Below are 22,169 nucleotides of genomic sequence, written 5' to 3' on the forward strand. Positions count from 1 at the left end.
CTCGCAGTCATATTATCCCTTTTGGAGGAATGTTAAATGAATATAAGTACACGTAATAGGCGAAGTAAATCTGCACGCTACATTGCGGCCTTAATGAGCGCCATCATTCTGCTTCCGCTATATACAAGTGCAGGTGGATCGTCGCAAGTAGCCTTAGCAGCAGGGACAACGCCTACTGCTCCCGCTCCCGCTGCAGATCATCCGCGTAAAATTGTTGCTTACTTCCCGGAGTGGGGAGATCAGGAGAATAAAGGATTTTATACTGTCGACAAAATACCCTGGGACAAAATCACTCACATTAACTATGCGTTCGCCAAGGTAAACGCTCAAACGAACAAGATTGATCTGATGGACCGTACAGCAGCTATCGAAAAAGATTATCCCGGCCAACTAACGAATTTGCCGTATAAAGGACATTTTAATCAACTCGTAAAGTATAAGCAGTTATATCCCGATGTCCGCACCCTGATTTCGGTTGGTGGTTGGTCGGGTTCTGGTGGTTTTTATAACATGGCCAATTCGGAAGCTGGCCGCGAGACGTTTGCGAATAGTGTCGTAGATTTTCTAAGAACCTACCAGTTCAACGGTGTAGACATTGATTGGGAGTACCCATCCGGTACCGGCCAATCAGGTAACCCGAATGACTTCGGTGTGGCTGAGCCACTGCGCACAGTGAATTACAACAACTATGTTCTCCTCATGAAAAAGCTTCGTGAAAAGCTGGATCAGGCAGGTGCACAGGACAATCAAAAATATGACCTAACCGTCGCCGCAACCGCCTCCTCCTGGATTCTAGGTGGGATGAAGCTCGGGGAAGCTAACCAGTATTTGGACTGGGCGAATCTTATGACCTATGATTTCCACGGCGCGTGGAATGGATATGTAGGGCCGCATTCCGCCCTGTATCCAGATTCTCGCGATACCGAAACAGCTGCACTAGGCACTCCGGTTCTGAATACCGACTGGGCCGTTCGATACTATTTGGGTACGCTTCCTCCGGAAAAAATCGTCATCGGAGTTCCTTACTACTCACGTGGCTGGAAGAATGTGAATGGAGGCATCAACAACACCGGTCTTTACGGTACAGCTCCTACAACCGGAGGCGGAGCAGACGGCATTTACGGAATCTGGAACGATCCTGCACCAGAGCAGCCTGCTGGCGCAAATCCTATCTGGCATGTGCTGAACCTGCTCAAAGATCCAGCGAACAAACGTTATTTCGATCCCGTTACCAAAACTCCATACTTGTTCAACGCAGACAAGAAGGTCTTTCTTACGTATGAAGATAAGGAGTCACTCGGCTACAAACTGGATTATATCAAGCAAAAAGGATTGGGAGGGATGATGTTCTGGGAGTTGACAGGCGATTACTCTGAAAAGAGTGATGGCACTTATACGTATGGCAACTCGTTGACCGATTTTGCCTATGACCAGCTTAAGACAGCCTCTCTGCCAGGTGGAACTCCGAAGCCACAACTACCTGCACCTACGAACTTCAGTCTTAGCTTCAGTGGCGCTTACGATCATCCGAATTATACCTACTCCCTCAAAATAACGAATAACACAGGTACAGATATCGCCGGTGGTTGGAAGCTTGAATTCGATCTACCGACAACCACCACCCTGACTTCTGCATGGGGAGCTGGTACTGTAGAGCAAATCTCTACGGCTTGGGACTTTAATCGCTACCGGATAACCGGGACGGCTTCCCAAACGATTGCAAACGGAGCCACGCTGGAAGTTCCGGGTATGATGAAGCTGAACTTCTCGGGCGGGCCGCAACGCATTACGCTGAACGGAAGCTCGTCCCAGCAGGAGTACGAGAAGTTGTACGGAGGCATCACACCAACTCCTACACCGACAGCAACACCAACAGCTACCCCAACCGCGACACCGACTGCAACAGCAACACCAACACCGCTGCCTACTGCAACGCCAACGCCGACAGCTACCGTGACTCCTACTCCAACACCGACTGCAACCGTGACTCCATCACCTACTCCGGGACAATGTTCGGCAGCGACGTGGAGTGCGACAACCGTGTACACTGGCGGACAGCGCGTTTCCTACAACGGTTCACTTTATGAAGCCAAGTGGTGGACGCAAGGAGATCGTCCAGATCTGAGCGGCGCTAATGGTGTCTGGAAATTCATCAGCGCATGCGAAACCGCAACATCTACACCTGCGGTAACTGTAGCTCCAACAGTGACGCCGACTTTGGCACCTACGGTGGCACCAACATCAACTGTTGTACCAACATCTACAGCTACCGTTGTACCGACGTCAACTCCGTTGCCTACCATTACACCTACTTCGGGAGGCTCAATTTGGGTAACAGGGGTTGCCTACAAAGTAGGCGACGTCGTCACCTATAATGGAAAAACATATTCATGCTTGCAGCCTCACACTTCCCTTCAAGGGTGGGAACCAGGTTCCACGCCTGCTCTTTGGAAGCTGTTATAATCCAGCCAATAAAAAGCTCTACATTAATATTTCCGAGTATTTTACAACCTCTGAGTCTAGTGCTAATAGCGACTTTGGAGTCCATTAAATTCTAAAATCATAAATGAAGCCACTTTTAAGATCAGCTGTGTCCGGTAATGGACACGAACACGCAAAAAAACAGGGTGTCCAGCAGCCAATGGCTTTTGGACACCCTGTTTTGTATAAAAATACTCTATTCCTCAGCTAGTTCGCCTTCAGCTGCCAGCTTCTTCTCCAGCTTCGCTGTCAGCATTCGCAATGCAGCACCTCGATGGCTGATCTGCTGCTTCTCTTCCAGCGTAAGCTCGGCCATAGTTTTTTCATGCTCCGAGAGATAGAAGAGTGGGTCATAACCAAATCCACCAGCACCGGAAGGTTCTGAGGTGATCCAGCCCTCCACCGCGCCTTCTGCGGTTAGCTCCTGTTTAGAAACCGGATCATACAGCGACAAAGTGCAGACAAACCTTGCTGTGCTCAGCAAAGGCTGGTCGGTGTCTTCCCCCTGCTTCAATCGCTCCAGCTCGCTAAGCAACTTCAGATTATTCTCTCCATCCGTAGCATTTTCCCCTGCATAACGCGCAGAGTACACACCCGGCTTGCCATCCAAAGCGTCTACACAAAGACCCGAATCATCAGCGAGGACCGGGATTCCAAGGGCATCACCTACAGCTTTGGATTTTTTAAAGGCGTTCTCGGCAAAAGTGGCTCCGTCTTCTACCACATCAGGCAGATCCGGATAATCGTACATACTTTTCACTGTCAGCCCCAGCGGAGCAAAAGCATGCTCGAATTCGCGCACTTTCCCCTTATTCTTCGTCGCAACAATGAGAATGCCGCCGTCAGACCTCATGTTACACCTCTTGGCCCGGCTGGCCGGAAGGGATTTTGAGAGCAATTGCTCCCAGCGCCTCTTTCTGCGCAGCAATCAGTTCATAAATTCCCTTCTCACCTAGACCTAGCAAAAGATCAAGCTCTTGACGCGTGAACGGTCTTTTTTCGCCAGTGCCCTGAAGTTCAACAAAAGCACCGCCGCCAGTCATAACTACATTCATATCTACTTTTGCTTTGGAATCTTCTTCATAATTCAAATCGAGCAGCGTTTTATCCCCTACAACACCGACACTGATTGCCCCTAAGAAATCTGTTATAGGAAACACAGGCAGCTTGTGCTGAAGTGCAATTTTGTTAATAGCAAATGCCATAGCAACAAAAGCACCCGTAATCGAAGCGGTCCGCGTACCACCATCCGCCTGAATCACATCACAGTCCAGCGTAATACTACGCTCGCCTAACGCTTGCAAATTCACTACGGAACGAAGCGCTCGTCCGATCAGCCGTTGGATCTCCATAGTCCGTCCGGTAAGTTTACCGCGTGCAGCTTCACGCTGATTACGGGATTGAGTTGCCCGAGGAAGCATCGAATATTCAGCGGTTACCCAACCTTTTCCTTGCCCTTTAAGAAATGGAGGTACTTTTTCCTCCACAGTAGCCGTACAAATGACCTTGGTATCTCCCATTTCAATGATCACGGAGCCCTCAGCATATTTATTCGTTTGGGTTGTTATTATCAGCGGCCGTAATTGGTCGTCGTTTCGCCCGTTTGATCTCATCTTTTCTGCCTCCTACATCGTATAGCTAAAAGTTTAGCGTGAGTCCCATTTCCCCTGTCATAAATACTGAGTAGCACAATGCTTGGGACGTAACGTCTTTTTGAGCAACTTTTATTCTACCAAAGAGGAGGCACAAAAGCATCTTTTAAACCTTAAAGGGTCATTCTATAACGGGATCTCATTCAAATATTCTGGTGCGGAAACAGGTTTACTGTAGTCCACATTATCCGTGTCAGTAATCGATTCCTTGCCATTCAAGCGAATTTGCACCAGAGAATCATCTGAATTTTGCGCAACCGTCAACACAACCGATTCCAGCATCTCAGCGGGTACCCCTTTACCGTCTGTGAACATATCGTCAGTCAAGGACACGGTAACTACACCATTCTGCCCAGCATCAACGGAATCAAGGATCGTTCCCTGTGTCATGACCATTTCCAGCCCATTACCGGATTCAGGACCTGCAATCAATTCGTTCAAAGCAGCAGTCAGCTGTTCTTGTCCGGCGGGTACAAAGCGGGTTACAGGAACATAATATTGGATACCGTCAGGGGATGTTGTGGAAAAATAAACAGTAACCGCACTTGAGTTCATCAGAAGTGGACCTTGCTTCGGCAAGTTAATGCCCATTGTACGGGATAATGGACGATCCAGCGGAGTTCCTTGTAGCGGCATCTCTGTGAGCTTTTTACCATCTACCCAGAGCTGTACGCCTTTAATCTCATCTTGACCGGTTAGCGTCCAAGTGATAGCTTCGAGGATTTTACGCTCATCTGCAGGATCATAGTTATTGAACTCTGAATTAAATTCCACAACCGCAAGATTAGATTTGTCTACCGTAACGCTTACTTCTGTTCCTGCTGGAAGAACGCCTTGGAATCCTTTAGGCACTGATGAGGCATATTCTCCTTTGCTCACTAGAGCCATTAACGAGTTTTTGAGTGCGGAGGAAGCATCTTTACTCTTTGGCAAGCTTAGGGATACGGGAGCGAGTAATCCATTACCATCTTCCAAAAATACAGTTGTCCGATCTCCGGAAGCAGTACCTTGAGCGCTTTTGGTGCTGCCTTTAGTTGCTGTCTGTGTATCCTCCTGTGTCACCGGACCAAATACACCTGAATCCAAAGTAGTACCTCCACTAGTCTGTAACATTTGCGCTTCAACCTCTGGTGGCGGAGCATCAATCGATGCCGATTCTGAACCAAACAGCCCACAGCCGGACAGTGCCAGTGGAACTGCGAGTAAGCAGACTGCGGAGATTCCGCGGATTTGTTGCATAGGTTTCATCATTTATTACCCCTTTCAAGGTTAGATATCATTTGTACTGCTATGTATACGAGACCTTTGTCCAAAAAATAACAACAGCTTATCCTAAATTGTTGGAAAAGCCTGTGAACTACTTCTTCATCTCAAGTAGGACCTGGATTTCAGGTCACTGAAACTTCCCTCTCTGGACAAATACTTCCGGTAAACGTACAATCTGAGGTAACAACAGTCCTTAACATCATACTAACGTTTGCTGTAATGAAATGACTTACTAAACAACGAGGTGACTGAACATGGCTGATGAAAAAATCGCAAAAATACCGTACAGTCTGAACAGCAAGGCCGTCGCAGATGCGACCAAATTCTGGCTGAACAAGCGTGGAGTAACTCTGGAGGAAATTGCGGAGCTCGTAATGTTTCTGCAACAGAAATACTATCCGAATTTAACGATGGATGAATGTATCCATAATGTAGAGATGGTGCTTAGCAAGCGAGAAGTGCAGAATGCTGTGCTAACAGGTATTCAATTAGATGTACTGGCAGAAGAGGGCAAGCTGTTCTCCCCCCTTCAGGATATGATCGAGAATGATGAGGGATTGTACGGCGTAGATGAGATTCTTGCCTTCTCTATCGTGAACGTATACGGCAGTATCGGATTTACCAACTATGGCTATGTAGACAAGCTGAAGCCTGGCGTTCTTAAAAGGTTAAATGATAAAAGCACGGGACAGATCCACACCTATCTCGACGACATCGTCGGAGCCGTGGCGGCAGCAGCCAGTAGCCGAATCGCACACCGCAAGCAAGCGGAGCGAGAAATTGAGCTTGAACTGCCTCATACACCGGAGGATCGTGAAGAAGCCGCTAGAAAACTTGCGGAATATGATGAAACTCCGGAGTGAGGAGTTTCAGATACACCAGAAGGTGAGTTTCTAATACATCAAATGTAACTCTGAGGAGAAAGCGATTGTTTCACAAGCCCTTCGGGCTGCTGGGACAATCGCTTTTTTTTGATGGGTTCTATGAATTCCTATAATTATTCACTACCAACATTTAGTTACTCAAATACAAAAAGAGCAGTCCTCACAAAGGAAGACTGCTCTATAACAGCGTTATACATCATCTATTCCACGTCGATCTTGCAACATACTCTAACTGATATGCTCTTCAACACTTTAAGCTCCGTCGAACAAGAAACCGCCGTCTACCTCCAGCATCACCGCCCGCTCCCGGCGCACTAACTCCGCCAAATGCGCTAGGGTCTCACTCATCGCAAAGCGCATCTGGTGAACGGTGGTTACCCGGCTTCGAAACAGAACTTCGCACACCGCAAACGCGCTTAGCGGACCGTTTGTAAGCAGGGCAGCCGCTGTATCCAGCCGCTCCTCATGATGAGCGAGCAGGCTGTTCACCCGGTGCTCGAAGCCAGCGAAGGGCTCGCGATGCCCCGGGAATGCCATGCTGACCGGGTAGCTGCCCAGTTCCCGCAGCCCCTGAAGGAACTTCTGCAGCGGCTGGGGATCGCTGCCTGGCAGCAGGCTGACATTGGGCGAGATCTGCGGCAACACAGCGTCCCCGCAGATCATAAGCCCGCTGTCAGCATGATACAGGCTCACATGCCCCGGTGCATGTCCGCCGGTAATAATGAGCTGCCATTTACGGCCGCCCATCTTGAAGGGCTCCGCCACATCGAAATAAGAAACGACAGGCTGCGGCTCCACTTGGGAATTAAAGCTTTCTAAGTGGGCCTTAATCCCGTTCGACCACTCATCTGTCATCCCATGCCGGATGAAATAAACCGGTAATATCTCATTGATGTCTTTGCTATTGTCTTTCCCAGCATTTTCCTCAGCGCCATTGCCTCGATCATCACCAAAGCCATCGCCCCACATCAATCTAGCCTCCGCATGGGCGCGCTCCGTCATCCACACCTTACAGCCACTCTGCGACTGCAGCCAGCCGGATAATCCATAATGATCGGGATGGTGATGCGTAACGACGATATCCCGTATATTCATCCACGACAAGTCCAGCTCCTGCAAAATCCCGAGCCAGCAATTCTCTGTATCCGGGCTGCGCGGACCCGGATCGATAATAGTCACTCTCCCATCTTCGTCCGAAAGAATATAGCTGTTCACTTGACGAAGAGGCGAGTCCATGGGTACCGAGACTTGGAGAATGTTCTTGTCCCATGAAGTAAGCTCTGCCTTAGACATGGAGCGTTCACCACCTTTAAATCTTTTTCCGGAAACCATTTAGGGACGTGTTCCACCAAAGATCATCCGCGTGGACCTTTCTGCATCATAAACCTCATCTTCATAGCTGCCATGTACAGCTTCGAGCTGCAAGCCCGCTTTCTCAATCATTTCCTTGAACTCCTCCAGTGAATAAAGCTTCACACGCTCATGATATTGACGAGGCGTAGGGTCATTCTTAGTGGTTAGAATGATGTCCTTCTTCACATAACCATCCTCAATCCGGCGTGACTCATCTATCAAATTCTCTCCGTCCTCACGCGTAGAATGCGGCACCAGATGACGAATCACATGCGCAGGATTCAAAAAATCAATAACGAACTTGCCACCTGGCTTCAGCAGACGATAGATTTCACGCAGAACCTTTACTTGCTCCTCATCTTTTTCAAAATAACCAAAAGAAGTGAACAGATTAACTACGGCATCGAATCCTCCATCTAGTGGTAAATCACGCATGTCGGAACGGATCCAGGTTACTTTCTCCGCCCCGACTTGAGATCGAGCTTCACGCAGCAAGACCTCCGACAAATCTACTCCCGTAACCTCGTATCCTTCCTCCGCAAGTGCCAGAGAATGACGTCCCATCCCACAACATAAATCCAGCACTTTCGAACCTGGAGGTAGTCTCAGCCAGGCGATCATTTGATCCACTTCTTTACGTGCACCACCGAAATCCCGATGTCTATATACGATCAGATAATCCTCTCCGAAGCTCTTTTCATACCATTCAGTCATGTTGTCTCTCCTCCTACAGGCGTCATTCTGCAACTCCTCTTATGTATGCTTATGTAACGCCATTGTACAGTCTTTTGCTGACAAACTCAAAGAAGAGTCATCATCGTGACCTCTCGGCCTTTAATGACAACTCTTATTGTAACTTCCTTTACACAAGCTGCTGTAAATAGACCCTTGCTTCATAAGGACGAAGCTTGAAAGAACGAATATCCTGATCTTTTGACTGCGTGTAATTACTGATTAATAGCTCCAGATGATCTGGATTTGAATCGAACCCCGCTGGCCATTCGAATTCAGGCTCTCCATCAAAAAAGTTCAAAATGACCAACAGTCGCTGATTCTCTAAAGTTCGGGTATACGCATAAATCTCAGTGTGCTCTGCTAGCAGTAGATCATACGATCCGTATACGATCACCTTGTATTTTTTTCTTAACGCAATCAGCTGTTTATAGTAGTTGTAGATAGAATCCGGATCTTTTACCGCGTTGCCAGCGTTGATCTCCATATGGTTGGAATTGACTTCAATCCAGGGCGTCCCCGTTGTAAAACCGCCTGCATGTCCATCATCCCACTGCATAGGGGTACGGGCATTGTCCCGGCTTTTATGATGAATCGCAGACATAATCTGCTCTTCTGGAACACCGTTTTTTCGCTTCTCTTCATAATAATTAAGGGTCTCCACATCCCGGTATTCATCAATGGAATCGAAACAGACATTCGTCATGCCGATTTCCTCTCCTTGATAAATATAAGGTGTGCCCTCCAACATATGAATAAAGGTCGCCAGCATTTTGGCCGAAGGAATCCGGTAAAAGAGATCATTCCCAAACCGGGATACCGAGCGCGGCTGGTCATGGTTACATAGATAATTCGCATTCCAGCCTCTGTCATGCAGAACCGTCTGCCAGTTGCTCATGATCTTTTTCAGCTCTAGTAGATTCCAAGGGACCACATCCCATTTCCCACTACCCGGCGAAGCGGCATCCAGAAACATATGCTCAAACTGAAAAGTCATATTCAGCTCCCTACGTCCATCACCTACATAATCCAGCGCCTGCTCTGGTCCGAGTCCTGAAGTCTCTCCTACCGTCATAATATCGTAGAAATATAGCACCTTATCGTATAGATTTTGCAGCAAGGTGTGTACATCCTCCAGATTGGAGAACATACCATAAGCCCTTACAGTAGGTGTTCCGTTCGGGTTGTCTGCATCTGGATAGCCTTTCGTCTTCACGATATGTGCAATTGCATCAAAGCGAAATCCATCCACGCCCTTCTTCAGCCACCACTCCACCATCTCATGCAGCTTATCAATAACCACCGGATTCTCCCAGTTCAGATCGGGCTGGTATTTAGAGTAGAGGTGAAGATAATATTCATCCGTATGCGGATCAAGCTCCCAGACCGAGCCGCTGAAATAAGACTCCCAGTTGTTCGGGGGACCGCCATTTTTACCTTTTCGCCATATATAATAATCCCGTTTAGGATTGTCCTTCGACGACCTGGATTCTACAAACCAAGGATGCTCATGTGACGTGTGGTTCAGCACCAAATCCATCATCAGCTTCATTCCACGTGCGTGCAGTTCCCTGAGAAGCCGGTCAAAATCATCCATCGTGCCGAATTCCTTCATAATGTCACAATAATCACTGATATCATACCCGTTATCATGGTTAGGTGATTTATAAATAGGGCAGACCCAAATCACATCTACACCTAGGTCCTGTAAATAATCCAGTCTGGATATAATCCCTTGTAAGTCTCCGATTCCATCTCCGTTACTGTCCATGAAGCTGATCGGATAAATCTGATACACGACGCTTTCTTTCCACCATTTGGGGTTCATAACTCGGTTACCTCCTATTTAGCTATATGTAGAGTTTAACCACACAGAGCCTAGTAGATAACAAATTCCCCCTACTTGGTTAGTCCTTTTTGATATTGCGAGGGCGTAAGTCCAGTCCATTTTTTAAAAGTAGCACTGAAGTGGCGCTCTTCACCGTACCCCACCAATTTGGCAACAGCGTACATCTTAAGATTTTGGCGGAGCAGCTTTTTCGCTTCTTCTACCCGGTATTGATGCAAGTAATCGAGAAAATTCACACCAAGCTCCTGGCGGAATAGTGAACTTAAATAAGTATTAGAAACATAGGCTTCCTTCGCGACATACTCTAGTGTCAGATTGGTATTATATTTATTACGAATGATCTCCATTGCAGTGACTACTGTGCGATGCAGCGGTCGATGGTTGGAAAAAGCCTCTACCACATTCTGCATAACCTTATTCAAAATCGTAGACAACTCTTCGAGCGTTTCTATCTGTGGTGCCTGCTCCATCCAATTGACCAAATGCTGCTTCCATTCGAAGCCAGCGACTTGTTTCTCTTGCGCGAGTCTCTTTAATCGAACTACAAAAGCCGTGGCTCGAATATTCACCTCTTGCTTAAGACATCCCGGATTGCTGCGAAAACGATCGAGCCATTTCTCCAGCAGATCAAGTGCGAGCTCATTGCTCCCAGCACCCACCGCCACAAGCATTTCATCCTCCAGCTCATTTAATTCAGAATCATCTAAAATCCCGATTTCCTGCGGAGCGCCACCTATTACTCCCGTTCCTTCTGTATAGTAATAGACACCGCCTTTTCCGTTCAAAAATCGCGATTCCATCGCCTGAAGCGCTTCTTTATACGACAGATGAGCTTCAGAAATATCCGAACGACAGGAGCCAACGGCAATACTGATTGATAGTTTGAGGTATTTCTCCAGATTACACTGCAGCTTCTCAATTTGCTCTTTCAACTGGAGGGGCGCTCGGTAAAGCTTGCGAGAATCCGTTCCGGCTAAGCCGCTGCCGATCCAGAGCAAATTGTTGCCGTCATGAAAAGTTTCTATCTTTCCTCGATAGATGGGTGACAATGTCTCACTGATAATGTTTAATGCTGCGTAACGCAAAAGTACAAAATCCTGCCCTGTGCCTGTAGCGGAAGGCGGGTCAAAATCAAAGCTGACGAGACCAATCTGCGGCCCTTCAAAGCCAATCGCCATTGATAACTCTCCGATCAGCTCCTGTCGCCGTTCTAGCGGAACCGGTGGATGATAAATCCATTGGGAAAGGACCTGGCTTTTGACAAGCGGTGCATTTTTATGCCAGGAACGGTCTCGTTTAAGCTGCTCATCCTCTTGATTGCGTTGTCTTTCGATGAGTTCCTTGGCCTTCAGTACCGTCTTCAAAATTTCCTCAGGGCGGCAGGGCTTCAGCACATAATCAACAACGCCTAGGGAGATCGCTTGCTTCGCATAAGAAAACTCGTTATAGCCGGATAAAATAATCGACCGGAAGCCGTACCCTCTGCGCCGTGCGACTTCAATCAGCTCCAGACCATCCATTTGCGGCATACGGATATCCGTTAACAAAAGATCGGGCTGTTCTTTCTCCATCAAAGCCAGCGCTTCACTTCCGTTCCCCGCCTCACCCATTACCTCAATCTGATGAGACTTCCAATCAATCATATTTACGATGCCCTCACGGATCGTATCTTCGTCTTCGGCAATCAGCAGCTTCATCATTTATGGACCCTCCACCGTGATATGAATAATAATACGTGTGCCTGCTCCTTCTACACTCTCCAGTTGCAAAGAGGCTCCCGCAAAAAATAAGGACAGTCGTTCCTGCACATTCATCAGCGCAAATCCTGTACGTCCAATAGTCTCTTCTTCAGCTAAAGAGTTCCCCCTCGCTAAACGTTGATGTAGCTCTAAAAGTCTATCTGCTGTGATCCCCACACCATTATCCTGCACTTCAAGCACAATAGTTTTCTCTATACGATAAGCACGAACCGATATTAGTCCACTGCCAGACAACGGCTCAATCCCGTGAATCACTGCGTTCTCGGCTAGTGGCTGCAGCAGCAGCTTTGGTACTGTAAAATCCTTGATACTCTCATCCAAAGAAATTTCGAATTCAAAACGCTCCTTAAAGCGATTTTTCTGCAGGAACAAGTAATTGGTCACCAGCTCCACTTCCTGCTCCAAGGTAAACGTATCGCGTCCATCATTTAAGCTCAGGCGGAACACTTGAGAGAGAGAATACACCATATCGGCAATTTCTTTATCTCCCTTCTTCTCGGCTTCCCAACAAATTGTATTTAACGTGTTATATAAAAAGTGCGGCCTAATTTGAGCTTGAAGCGTTTTCAATTCTGCTTCCTGTTGCTTCATTCTTGAGGCGTATACATCATTGATGAGCGATTTAATCCGCTGCACCATTAGATTATAACCATGCCCGAGTAAGCCGATCTCGTCATTTCCTTCAAAAAATACCCGCTGCGTAAAATCACCTGTCTGCAGTCTGCGCATCGAACGGGAAAGCTTCTTCAGCGGTTTCGTAATAGCGGCAGCTGCCAGCCAGGTAACCATTAGGCTAACCACTAAACACAGAACAGCAATCGTCATTGTGACCTGTAAAATCTGACCAAGCTCTTTAACAAGCTGCCGCTTGGAATGAGCCACCACCACATACCAGCCCGTCGTCTCCGACTGAAGATGCGACACAATCCACTGCTTATGATCCGCTGTAGATTCCAGCCTTTTCTTCACAGTCAGATTAGGATCGCTGTCTGCAAAATACGGAAGTTCCAGATCTCTTTTGCCAATCCAGCTCGGGTTCGAAGCCGTAATAATCAGCCCGTTCCGATCAATCACGAACATATCCACATCATCTTCAGCATTGTCGAGATATTGACTGCCAATCTTCCCTGCATCTACACCGATCACAGCGAGTCCTGCCGGCTTTAGGGTGTAAATATTCTTGATGATTCTGGAAAGGACAATCTTATGATAATGATCGCCTACAAAAATGCCGTCCGTGGGTCTGGAGAGACCAAAGGTTGGGCTCCCTGCTGCTTTAATAGCTTCCTGATAATACGAGGTTTTGATAAAATCCGAGTACTTCATACCTGTCGTCAATCCTGCCTGATTCGCAGCAAAAGGCTCTGCTCCATTGTTATCTTCTAAAGAGTATAGGATCAGAGATTGAATAGAATTGCCTGCAACCATAAGATTGGTAACGGTCTTAAATACAGAATTACGTTCCTTTTGCGCTTCAGACGATGCTAAAAGCCGCTGCACACTTTCATCCAGAAAGAGTGTATTCGAAAAAGATATCATGCCTCGCACCATTTCATCGATCTGCTCTGCTGTTTTTTTGGTAAGATGATCCTGTGACTGCTTCATTTTCTCCACAACCTGCTGCGAAGAGATCTGATAAGAGTTCCAACCCATAGCAAATATGGTCACCAGAAGCAGAGGAACGAACCATAACAACAGCTTAAATTGGAGCGGAAGATGGCGATAACGGCTGAGTAAGCGAAAATTCCGATTCATGAGAACCACCTTCATTTATATTAGAAAGATGTGTAAACCAAGTATAACTGAAATCATTCAGCCCTGAACCGGCTTTTTACATTCGCTAAAAAATGCCTACATTATTCTTAAATATGGACCATGTTTCTATTAGCTAGAAACTCTTAAGATGAGGATGCAAGCAAAAACGCCTTCGACGTCTCTTATAGACGGTCAGCGTTTATGCGAGAAGTATAAGGATAATGTATAGCGTGAAACTTATACATTCTTATATTTCAAGAAGAAACGACGTTGTCGGCTTCCTCGATAGATAACAATCGTTTCTTCAAAATACATCATTCTAAAAAGGTGGGTTTTTGATGAGAAATAAAGGAATCAAGCTAATGCTTATGAGTCTAATGCTTCCGGCTCTGCTTGCAGGCTGCGGTGGCGGAAATAACAATGCGAAAGCTACAAACGCTCCTGCGAATGACAAAGCCGAAGCTACTGCCGAGGCAACAGCAAACGCAGCGGAAAACGCACCAGCCGAAAAAATTACACTGAAGTTCTTTACCGCACTTGCGGATCGGGCAAACGGTTCAGGCAAGGTGGAGCAAGACATTATCGACGCTTATATGAAAGAGCACCCAAACGTCAAGATAGAAGTGGAAGCGCTTCAAGATGAACCTTATAAATCAAAAATCAAAGTATATGCTTCCAGCAATCAGATGCCTGATATCATTCAAGCTTGGGGTCAGCCTTCTTTCCTGAGTCCACTGCTCGATAATGACTTGCTGCTTGAGCTGAACAGCGCTGACTTCGAAGGCGATCAATTTGTTTCCGGTTCCATGGACGGCTTCAGCAAAGATGGCAAACTGTATGGATTGCCACGCAGTGCCGACTATATGGTCATGTTCTATAACAAAAAAATCTTTGCTGACAACGGCATCGAGGTTCCAAAGACTACTGCTGACCTGCTAGCAGCTGTCAAAACATTGCGTGCCAACAAAATTAACCCGATTGCTATGAATGGTATGGATGCATGGACGCTGCCAATCTGGTATGAGTTCGTTGCTCAACGTCAAAATGGTGATTTCAATAAGATGGATGAAGCTGTTGCACGTAAAATATCCTTTAATGATCCTAGCCTTGTTGCAGCTGCAACGGAAATGCAAGATTTCGCAAATGCTAAAGGCTTTGCCGATGGCTGGTTAACCGCTGATTATGGCGCAGCACGTAACTTGTTCGGACAAGGACAAGCCGCTATGTTCTTTATGGGCGCTTGGGAGTCCGGCCTAGCTACAGATGTGAACTTCTCTGAAGAATTCCGTAATAATGTAGGCGCATTCGCTTTCCCTGGTTCAGATAAAGGTAAATCAACGGATGATGCTGCTTGGTACGGTGGTGGGTATGCAGTAAGTAAGAACTCAAAGCATCCTGATGCTGCTGTTGATTTCTTGAAATATTTCTTCGCGCCTGAGAACTGGTCCAAGATGTTATGGCAAGCTGGCGCGGGTACACCTGCGCAAAAATTCGATGAATTCTTAACGGGTAATGAAACTCAACTCCAAAAAGAACTAGTAGATGTCTTCAGCTCAATGACCTCTTCCAGCGGAACTCCGCTGCAGGATATTGGTAACGACGAGTTCAAGCAAAAGGTAATGGAGGCTCACCAAAGCCTGCTCTCCGGCGCTATGAATACAGCGGAATTCGCCAAAGCGCTTGACGCTGCGTCCGATAAATTGGCTGGTAAATAAACGCTAATACTACTAAGTATATGAATGACGGCGCTTCTGATTTAACATCATAAATAGTGGCGTAACCCCCGACTTCCCCCAGAGGTCGGGGGTTTGTTGTTCGGGCATAAGCGCCTTCGACGTCAGAGAAAATTATCATTCCATAATTTAAAAAATGTGTACAATCATCTGAAATATACGGCATGTTCCAGGGTCTGGCTTCCCGTTACGATGGTAGTAGATAGATTACTCTTTCAAAGGACGGAGATTTCCATGCACAGAGTGTTAAGCGACAAAAAAGCGATATTCCTACTCATCGCACCCGGGCTATTCCTGTTTGCTTTTATGATTTGCATCCCTATCTTCATGAGCGCTTATTACGGCTCTACAGACTGGGGCGGAATCGGGAAGTACAATTTTATCGGCTTTGATAACTATCGTGAAATCCTATTTCATGACAAAGTATTCTGGACTTCGCTGGGCAATGCCCTGTTACTGACTGCTGCCACTGTATTCTTACAGCATCCCTTTGCTATTCTCATAGGGATTTTCCTGACCAATTCCGGCAAATACGAAAAAATATTCCGGACGATCTTCTTTATCCCAGCCGTTATTTCTGTTGTGGTTACAGCCAAGCTGTGGAGCGGGATTTTTCATCCCAATTACGGATTGCTCAATAAGTTGCTAAGTGGTGTTGGGCTGGATTCCCTCACACATGATTGGCTTGGAGATCCGAAGACAGCGATCTGGTGCATCATCATTGTTGTTATGTGGCAAGGCTTTGGATACGCACTGCTGCTTTATTATTCAGGTCTGCAAGGCATTCCAAGTGACTTAAGCGAGGCCGCAAAGATCGATGGTGCGAACAACTACACCCTCTACACGCGCATCATCATTCCGCTTCTGTCGCCTATGATGCGAGTTGCCATTATCATAGCGGTTACAACCTGTCTTAAGCAAATGGAAACCGTGTTCTTAATGACTAACGGCGGCCCGGCGAACAGCACGCAATTCTTAGGGAACTACCTTTACAAAACCGCCTTCTCATCGTCGCTATACGGCTACGGTAATGCCATATCCATCCTATTCATTGTGTTCTGCCTTGTACTGACCGTAATACTCAACAAGGTTCTGAAGAAAGATATCGGAGAGTTTTAGAATCCCTGTAACCGGAGGAAATCATATGAATAATTCATTAGCACCTGCCGCTTCACCCCCCAATCTGAAGCTTCATAAACAGAAGCGCAGTAAACCTACAACTGGCAAAATCCTAATGATGGTGTTTCTTTGTCTCATCGCTTTGATTCAGTTATTTCCGCTCATCTGGCTGATCGATTACTCCCTGCTAAAGAGTGGTGATTTCTTCGGAAGCTCATTTCTGAAATGGCCATCGCCACCGCAATGGGAGAATTATAGAAACGCTTTTACCTATGGGCGTGTACCACGCTATTTTGCCAACAGTCTTATTATTACAGTAATTACCGTTGCGCTGTCCGCACTAGTGTCACTGATGATGGGATATGCGTTCACACGCATGAAATGGAAGCTAAGTGGTATTGTGTTGTCACTCATCATGATGGGCATGATCATTCCTATTCATGCGACATTGCTGCCTAACTTTATCCTGTTTAACAAGCTCGGAATGCTGAACAATATGTACACGCTGATTCTGCCTTATTCGGCTATTGTCATTCCAATGAGCGTGCTCATTATGACCGGTTTTCTTGAGACCATCCCTCGCGCGATTGAAGAATCGGCGGTTATCGATGGCTGTGGCATTTACGGTGTGATCTTCCGCATCATCCTGCCAATTACGAAACCCGCACTCGCTACCATCTGTGTACTCAATTTCATCAGCACCTGGAATGAATTCATTATGGCGAACACCTTCCTCACCTCAGAGGATCTCAAAACCATTCCGTTCTCCATTATGAAATTCGCCGGAGAATATTCGTCCAACTATGGTGCTCAGTTCGCGGTTATGACGATCATTGCCATCCCGACCATCCTGATCTATCTGCTCTTCACAGAACAGATGACCAAGGGAATTACCGCCGGAGCGGTTAAGGGATAACACAAAAAACACGGAGAACTCTAGCTTCTCTTCTTTCTCCAACATTTTATTGACATTAACTTTCAACTCGTATATGATCTCCTTAGGCAAAATCACAACGAATTAAATCAAAAATTTAATATATCCCGTAAAGGGGAGTAGCTGTTAAATAAAGTCGTCAATACGAGAATATGAGGATATTCTCCGGCTTTATTGGCAATTCAACATTGTTAGCGAGACCTTTACCAATCAGGTTAGACCTTTATTCCAAAGGCTAATCTGTTTGGTAAAGGTCTTTTTTATATAAAATTGGTTAAAATGGTAAGGTAAGTATCTTTTAGTAGATATTTGCATAAGAAAAGGGAGGACAACAGTAATGGATTGGGGATTATTATTAGAGTACGGCTGGGTATTACTAGTTCTTGTAGCACTTGAAGGACTACTAGCCGCAGATAACGCACTGGTATTGGCAATTATGGTTAAACACCTTCCTGATGAGGAAAGAAAAAAAGCACTATTCTACGGATTAGCCGGAGCCTTCGTGTTCCGCTTCGGTTCACTATTTGTCATCTCTTACCTGGTTGATATTTGGCAAGTACAAGCCATCGGCGCACTTTATTTACTGTTTATCGCGGGGAACCATATCTTCCGAAAACTATTAATCAAGAAGCCCGTTACGGATGAAGCAGCTGAAAGCGGTACGGACGGCGCAGTCAACAAAAAGAAATCCAGCTTTTGGTTTACTGTCTTTAAAGTAGAAGTTGCTGACATCGCCTTCGCGGTGGATTCCATCCTAGCCGCAGTTGCACTTGCGGTTGCACTTCCTGCAAGTGGTCTTCCAAAAATCGGAGGCCTTGACGGCGGACAATTCCTCGTCATCTTTGCCGGCGGATTTATCGGATTGGTCATTATGCGTTTTGCAGCTTCCTTCTTCGTTAAGCTGCTTCACACCCGTCCAGGTCTTGAAATTGCAGCCTTCTTCATCGTAGGCTGGGTCGGTGTTAAGCTCGCAGTCATTACCTTGGCACACCCTTCACTTGGTGTTCTTTCCGAGGATTTCGCGCATAGTACCATTTGGAAGGTTACCTTCTATGTTGTACTCGTGCTCATCGCTGCAATTGGTTGGTTTATGAGCAGCAAGGTAGAAGAGAATGTTGGAGAAAATCCAGTTAAAGAAGTAGATAAACAGCTCAACTAATCTTATTTGAATCACAGAAACAACAATAACCCGAAAGATGCGCCCCTTCAGTAAAGGTGTCCGTCTTTCGGGTTATTTTCTTTTATCCCCTATTTTGCTCCCTATATTCCTGCGGTGTACAGTCAACGGTTTTTTTGAAGAATCGGAAGAAGTAGTGCTGATCACTAAACCCAAGCTGACTGGATATCTCGTGCATCTTCAAGGCAGTTCCAAGCAATAACTCTTTACTAAGCTCTACTTTCTTCTCCAGAATATAATCGGAGATCCCTTTACCCGTAGTTCTTTTATACCAGCGAGACAAATAGGACGGATTAAGCGAGACTTCCTGAGCGATCCGGGTTAGAGACAAATCATCTGCAAGATGAGCTTTAATATATTGGTGGATCATGGACAGGATATTTGATTCATCATGTTTATAGGTAGCGCTTCTGTTCGAAATAATCCATTCAAAGAAGGTATGATAGAAAGAAATGACCTCCGACCAATGTGTATTAATATTAAAGTACAATATCCGTGACAAATCCATTCCACTATGGGCTTCCTCCGTTAATCCTAACTCTTGTAAAGCCTGCAATAAGGTGTTACTGACACCAGACAACAATCTCATTTTCAAAAAAGGATCTTCCGGTCCACCTTCACCCGAAATATCCACCCATTTGCGAAAAGAACTGCTCCATTCGGGATCTCCTTCTAGCAGGCGTTGTTTCAAATAATCGAGCAGCAAATCTGCTGTCGCATTTCTATTTTGCATCGACACCGGACTTGGGTTTGCTTCCTTGACTTTAATCTTTAGCAGCTTCTCCATACCCAGTCCAGGGCTATCATAAATAGCCAGCCGTAAACGATTTAAAGCGTAGCTTAGCTCATGCCACTGAACAGCCTGATCACTGGCGATAATAGATACAGATAATTGTAGACATTTGCCGCAAGCTTGCTGGATAGATTCCATTGTCCCGTGTACGAAGCGTAGCGTTTTTAACCATAGCTCTTCTTCCTTTAATGAGGATACAATCTCGCTGCTCGGCTGAATAAAACAAGCCATCGTTCCCTGATCGAGATCAACTGCTTTAATTTCCACTTTATCACTGAGCAGTTCCTCTGAAATATTGGCTACGGCGTAGCGGATTAAGCTCCGGTCCGAAGCCGTCTCATAATTCCTCCACTCTTCCATGCGCAGAATAATAGGTAGTACGAGTCCTTCCGCGTTAAAGGGAAGCTGAATAGCATCGAATTCATCCTGCAAGGTCTGCCGATCTATCCGTTCGGTCCGTCTTAGAATATCGTGCAATAATTGCTGCTGCAATTGAGGCAGAGCGCGAGGAAGCTTATCGCGAAGCCATTGGCTCTTGTACAGATAATCCTCTTCAGAGGATATTTTATCCAAGGTTAGGGCTACAGCAGAACGGATTTTATCCATCCCCTCTGTCTTCAGTAAATAGTCCACCACACATGGATTTCTAATCGCCTGATGTGCATAATCAAATTCATTATGACCGGTCAGCAGAATCACTTTACAGCGAGGCCAACGATCGACAATTTCCTGAATTAACGCCATTCCATCCATTCCCGGCATGCAGATGTCACTAAGCACAATATCTATTTTTACAGTATTAAGCCAGTCTATAGCATGATCTGCGGAATGAACCTTAATGATCTCCAAATCCTTGAAATCTGCCTTTACAAAAAATTCATATAGTCCATCCAGAATATTAGGCTCGTCATCAACTATCATCATTCGTTGCATCGTTATACTCCCCTTCAAGCGGTATGTTAACTTTTACACAAAGCCCGCCTAAACTGCTTCTCTCCGCCTGCAATCCATAAGGGGAACCAAATTTGATCCTCAGCCTTTGATTCACATTTAATATACCTGTGATTTCTCCCTGGTTGATATTCTGTTCGGAGAATTGGCGCTGTAAAAGTTGTAGCTTATCCTCACTGAGTGTATCGCCGTTATCCTCAATTCTAATGGTCAGCGTATTCTTCATTTTCTCGTAGCTCATTTTCAGTAGACCGTTGCTACTCTTTTGCTTAAGTCCATGTTCAAATACATTTTCGATGATCGGCTGCAGTAGCACTCGCGGGATTCTGATGTCCCGGCAATCCGGTTCCATCTCATCCACTTCAGCTCTGATCCTAGCACCAAAGCGTATTCTCTGAATGGCTAAGTATACTAGTGCATGTTCCACTTCTTGCTGCAGTGTGACCTCTTGAGCGAAATCACGGGTCATATACCGGAAATATTGCCCCAAATAATCGGAGAACTCTTTGATTAGCTCTACATTCTCCACTTCAGCCATTTGTTTAATACTAAATAAGCTATTATAGAGAAAGTGCGGGGTAATCTGCGATTGTAGATGCTTAAGCTCCGCCTCACCTGTTCGAATACGCTGTACATAATTCTCATCTATTAAAGTGTGTAAATGCTTAAGCATCTCATTAAACCGAGAATACAGATACCCAAACTCATCTCTGCGTGAATGTGTGATATATATGCCTGTCTGTCCTTGTTCGGCTTTCTTAAACCCTCTGATTAATATAGACATGGGCCTATGAATCATCCTATACGTCCATAAAGAGAACAAGATAATGATTACTACAGAGACCACGCTCAGCAGCCATAGCAACTGCGAATAGATTTGTATCGGCTTCATTAACACACTATTGGAAATCATCGCCGTTAACCGGAAGTTATTATTGTGGTCATAGAGCGAGTAATAAAATGAGTTGTCTAAACGATGCCGCTGAACACTCACCGTCTCCTCGCTATTTAGCGACTTTTCAACCGGAAACAATATTGGAGTCTGATTCGAATTAGAAGATATCACATACTCATTGTTATTTCCGAAGGCTAATGTAATATCACTTCCACCCGACACCGAGAACTCTTTCAATCGCAATTCAAGCTCAGCAGAGGAAAGCTTTACCCCCAGTAAAAAATTAGGCGGAAGATTGCTATCTAAGTTATATGGATTACTGCGCAATAAATACAGCTCATCCTTATATTTAGATAAAGCGCCTTTTAAATTCCCCATAGTACCCAACAGACTTTGCCATTCCTCATTGGTGACATCCCTAATTCCATCTGTAGTACTGACCCTTTTATTAATTTCGGGCACATAATACACTACATCACTAATGTAAGGGCTGGTTTCTTTAATTTGCTTTAGCTTCGTGTAAATGCTGTTCAGGCTGGAATCTACTTCATAACGGCTCATAATGGGAATACGAGTGCTAAAGGTTGCAAGCGTCTCATCCTGAGAGTACTCCGTTACTAGCCCCGTTATCCTTTTCAGCTCAAATTCAAGATGACTATAGTAAAAATGAAGCTTCGATTCGTTAGCTCTCTCCACTTCGGCCTGCATTTGGTTGGAACTATAGTAGGTAATAGAGATGCTTAATGCGCACAACGGAAGCATCACGAGTAGAAAGGCTCCGATCAGCTTGATCACAATGGAATTGGGGTTAAACCGAAATGAAAATGGTTTCATT

General features: G+C 45.8%; 16 protein-coding genes. 6 read left to right on the plus strand and 10 right to left on the minus strand.

Features of this window, described 5'->3' with window-relative positions; all coding sequences use genetic code 11:
- The first annotated feature begins 36 nt into the window (after positions 1-36).
- Positions 37-2,463 carry a glycosyl hydrolase family 18 protein gene (locus ACDZ28_RS01715; RefSeq protein ID WP_375103883.1) on the plus strand — a complete coding sequence of 809 codons (2,427 nt, stop codon included), beginning with the start codon at positions 37-39 and terminating at the stop codon, positions 2,461-2,463.
- A 214-nt stretch (positions 2,464-2,677) separates the two neighbouring features.
- On the opposite strand, the gene ACDZ28_RS01720 is transcribed toward ACDZ28_RS01715, so the two are convergent.
- The 3 genes from ACDZ28_RS01720 to ACDZ28_RS01730 form a co-directional block, all read right to left on the minus strand.
- Positions 2,678-3,334 (minus strand): XTP/dITP diphosphatase, encoded by a 657-nt coding sequence (locus ACDZ28_RS01720; protein WP_042130708.1) that lies wholly within the window; start codon positions 3,332-3,334, stop codon positions 2,678-2,680.
- A 1-nt stretch (position 3,335) separates the two neighbouring features.
- Entirely contained in the window at positions 3,336-4,094 is a 759-nt protein-coding gene (rph, locus tag ACDZ28_RS01725) for a ribonuclease PH (protein WP_375103884.1), read from the minus strand.
- A gap of 165 nt (positions 4,095-4,259) precedes the next feature.
- Positions 4,260-5,381 carry a GerMN domain-containing protein gene (locus ACDZ28_RS01730; RefSeq protein WP_339291453.1) on the minus strand — a complete coding sequence of 374 codons (1,122 nt, stop codon included), beginning with the start codon at positions 5,379-5,381 and terminating at the stop codon, positions 4,260-4,262.
- Positions 5,382-5,653: 272 nt separating this feature from the next.
- On the opposite strand from ACDZ28_RS01730, the gene ACDZ28_RS01735 reads away from it, so the two are divergent.
- Positions 5,654-6,262 carry a phosphatidylglycerophosphatase A gene (locus ACDZ28_RS01735; RefSeq protein ID WP_042130715.1) on the plus strand — a complete coding sequence of 203 codons (609 nt, stop codon included), beginning with the start codon at positions 5,654-5,656 and terminating at the stop codon, positions 6,260-6,262.
- A 273-nt stretch (positions 6,263-6,535) separates the two neighbouring features.
- On the opposite strand, the gene ACDZ28_RS01740 is transcribed toward ACDZ28_RS01735, so the two are convergent.
- The 5 genes from ACDZ28_RS01740 to ACDZ28_RS01760 form a co-directional block, all read right to left on the minus strand.
- Positions 6,536-7,615 (minus strand): MBL fold metallo-hydrolase, encoded by a 1,080-nt coding sequence (locus ACDZ28_RS01740; protein WP_375103885.1) that lies wholly within the window; start codon positions 7,613-7,615, stop codon positions 6,536-6,538.
- Positions 7,616-8,350, minus strand: a complete 735-nt coding sequence (locus ACDZ28_RS01745; RefSeq protein ID WP_076120786.1) for a class I SAM-dependent methyltransferase — start codon at positions 8,348-8,350, stop codon at positions 7,616-7,618. It lies immediately after the preceding gene.
- A gap of 148 nt (positions 8,351-8,498) precedes the next feature.
- Positions 8,499-10,196, minus strand: coding sequence for an alpha-glucosidase (locus ACDZ28_RS01750; protein ID WP_042130716.1), 1,698 nt, complete (start codon positions 10,194-10,196; stop codon positions 8,499-8,501).
- A 71-nt stretch (positions 10,197-10,267) separates the two neighbouring features.
- A complete protein-coding gene (locus ACDZ28_RS01755; protein ID WP_375103886.1) occupies positions 10,268-11,917 on the minus strand; it encodes a response regulator in 1,650 nt (549 codons plus the stop codon).
- Complete coding sequence (locus tag ACDZ28_RS01760; protein ID WP_375103887.1) at positions 11,918-13,732, minus strand: sensor histidine kinase; 1,815 nt, start codon at positions 13,730-13,732, stop codon at positions 11,918-11,920.
- Between the two features lie 338 nt (positions 13,733-14,070).
- Here ACDZ28_RS01760 and ACDZ28_RS01765 point away from each other — a divergent pair, with 338 nt between their 5' ends.
- The 4 genes from ACDZ28_RS01765 to ACDZ28_RS01780 all read left to right on the plus strand — a co-directional run bounded on the left by ACDZ28_RS01765 (position 14,071) and on the right by ACDZ28_RS01780 (position 18,677).
- Positions 14,071-15,447, plus strand: coding sequence for an ABC transporter substrate-binding protein (locus tag ACDZ28_RS01765; RefSeq protein WP_375103888.1), 1,377 nt, complete (start codon positions 14,071-14,073; stop codon positions 15,445-15,447).
- A 252-nt stretch (positions 15,448-15,699) separates the two neighbouring features.
- Positions 15,700-16,584, plus strand: a complete 885-nt coding sequence (locus ACDZ28_RS01770; protein WP_042130723.1) for a carbohydrate ABC transporter permease — start codon at positions 15,700-15,702, stop codon at positions 16,582-16,584.
- Between the two features lie 25 nt (positions 16,585-16,609).
- Positions 16,610-17,500, plus strand: a complete 891-nt coding sequence (locus tag ACDZ28_RS01775; RefSeq protein ID WP_081954172.1) for a carbohydrate ABC transporter permease — start codon at positions 16,610-16,612, stop codon at positions 17,498-17,500.
- 355 nt (positions 17,501-17,855) lie between these two features.
- Positions 17,856-18,677, plus strand: a complete 822-nt coding sequence (locus ACDZ28_RS01780) for a TerC family protein (protein ID WP_076120789.1) — start codon at positions 17,856-17,858, stop codon at positions 18,675-18,677.
- A gap of 82 nt (positions 18,678-18,759) precedes the next feature.
- On the opposite strand, the gene ACDZ28_RS01785 is transcribed toward ACDZ28_RS01780, so the two are convergent.
- Both ACDZ28_RS01785 and ACDZ28_RS01790 read right to left on the minus strand, forming a co-directional pair.
- Complete coding sequence (locus ACDZ28_RS01785) at positions 18,760-20,421, minus strand: response regulator (RefSeq protein WP_375103889.1); 1,662 nt, start codon at positions 20,419-20,421, stop codon at positions 18,760-18,762.
- Positions 20,399-22,168 carry a sensor histidine kinase gene (locus ACDZ28_RS01790; RefSeq protein ID WP_375103890.1) on the minus strand — a complete coding sequence of 590 codons (1,770 nt, stop codon included), beginning with the start codon at positions 22,166-22,168 and terminating at the stop codon, positions 20,399-20,401. The genes ACDZ28_RS01785 and ACDZ28_RS01790 overlap by 23 nt, the downstream gene beginning before the upstream one ends.
- Position 22,169 lies beyond the last annotated feature (1 nt).

Origin of the sequence: Paenibacillus sp. RS8 (assembly GCF_041956825.1) — a bacterium.
In the GTDB taxonomy this organism is placed as follows: Bacteria; Bacillota; Bacilli; order Paenibacillales; family Paenibacillaceae; genus Paenibacillus_AQ.

Coding starts and splice junctions, on each gene's coding strand:
- ACDZ28_RS01715 (WP_375103883.1), top strand. CDS start 37: ATGAATATAAGTACACGTAATAGGCGAAGTAAATCTGCACGCTACATT.
- ACDZ28_RS01720 (WP_042130708.1), bottom strand. CDS start 3,334: ATGAGGTCTGACGGCGGCATTCTCATTGTTGCGACGAAGAATAAGGGG.
- rph (WP_375103884.1), bottom strand. CDS start 4,094: ATGAGATCAAACGGGCGAAACGACGACCAATTACGGCCGCTGATAATA.
- ACDZ28_RS01730 (WP_339291453.1), bottom strand. CDS start 5,381: ATGAAACCTATGCAACAAATCCGCGGAATCTCCGCAGTCTGCTTACTC.
- ACDZ28_RS01735 (WP_042130715.1), top strand. CDS start 5,654: ATGGCTGATGAAAAAATCGCAAAAATACCGTACAGTCTGAACAGCAAG.
- ACDZ28_RS01740 (WP_375103885.1), bottom strand. CDS start 7,615: ATGGTTTCCGGAAAAAGATTTAAAGGTGGTGAACGCTCCATGTCTAAG.
- ACDZ28_RS01745 (WP_076120786.1), bottom strand. CDS start 8,350: ATGACTGAATGGTATGAAAAGAGCTTCGGAGAGGATTATCTGATCGTA.
- ACDZ28_RS01750 (WP_042130716.1), bottom strand. CDS start 10,196: ATGAACCCCAAATGGTGGAAAGAAAGCGTCGTGTATCAGATTTATCCG.
- ACDZ28_RS01755 (WP_375103886.1), bottom strand. CDS start 11,917: ATGATGAAGCTGCTGATTGCCGAAGACGAAGATACGATCCGTGAGGGC.
- ACDZ28_RS01760 (WP_375103887.1), bottom strand. CDS start 13,732: ATGAATCGGAATTTTCGCTTACTCAGCCGTTATCGCCATCTTCCGCTC.
- ACDZ28_RS01765 (WP_375103888.1), top strand. CDS start 14,071: ATGAGAAATAAAGGAATCAAGCTAATGCTTATGAGTCTAATGCTTCCG.
- ACDZ28_RS01770 (WP_042130723.1), top strand. CDS start 15,700: ATGCACAGAGTGTTAAGCGACAAAAAAGCGATATTCCTACTCATCGCA.
- ACDZ28_RS01775 (WP_081954172.1), top strand. CDS start 16,610: ATGAATAATTCATTAGCACCTGCCGCTTCACCCCCCAATCTGAAGCTT.
- ACDZ28_RS01780 (WP_076120789.1), top strand. CDS start 17,856: ATGGATTGGGGATTATTATTAGAGTACGGCTGGGTATTACTAGTTCTT.
- ACDZ28_RS01785 (WP_375103889.1), bottom strand. CDS start 20,421: ATGCAACGAATGATGATAGTTGATGACGAGCCTAATATTCTGGATGGA.
- ACDZ28_RS01790 (WP_375103890.1), bottom strand. CDS start 22,168: ATGAAACCATTTTCATTTCGGTTTAACCCCAATTCCATTGTGATCAAG.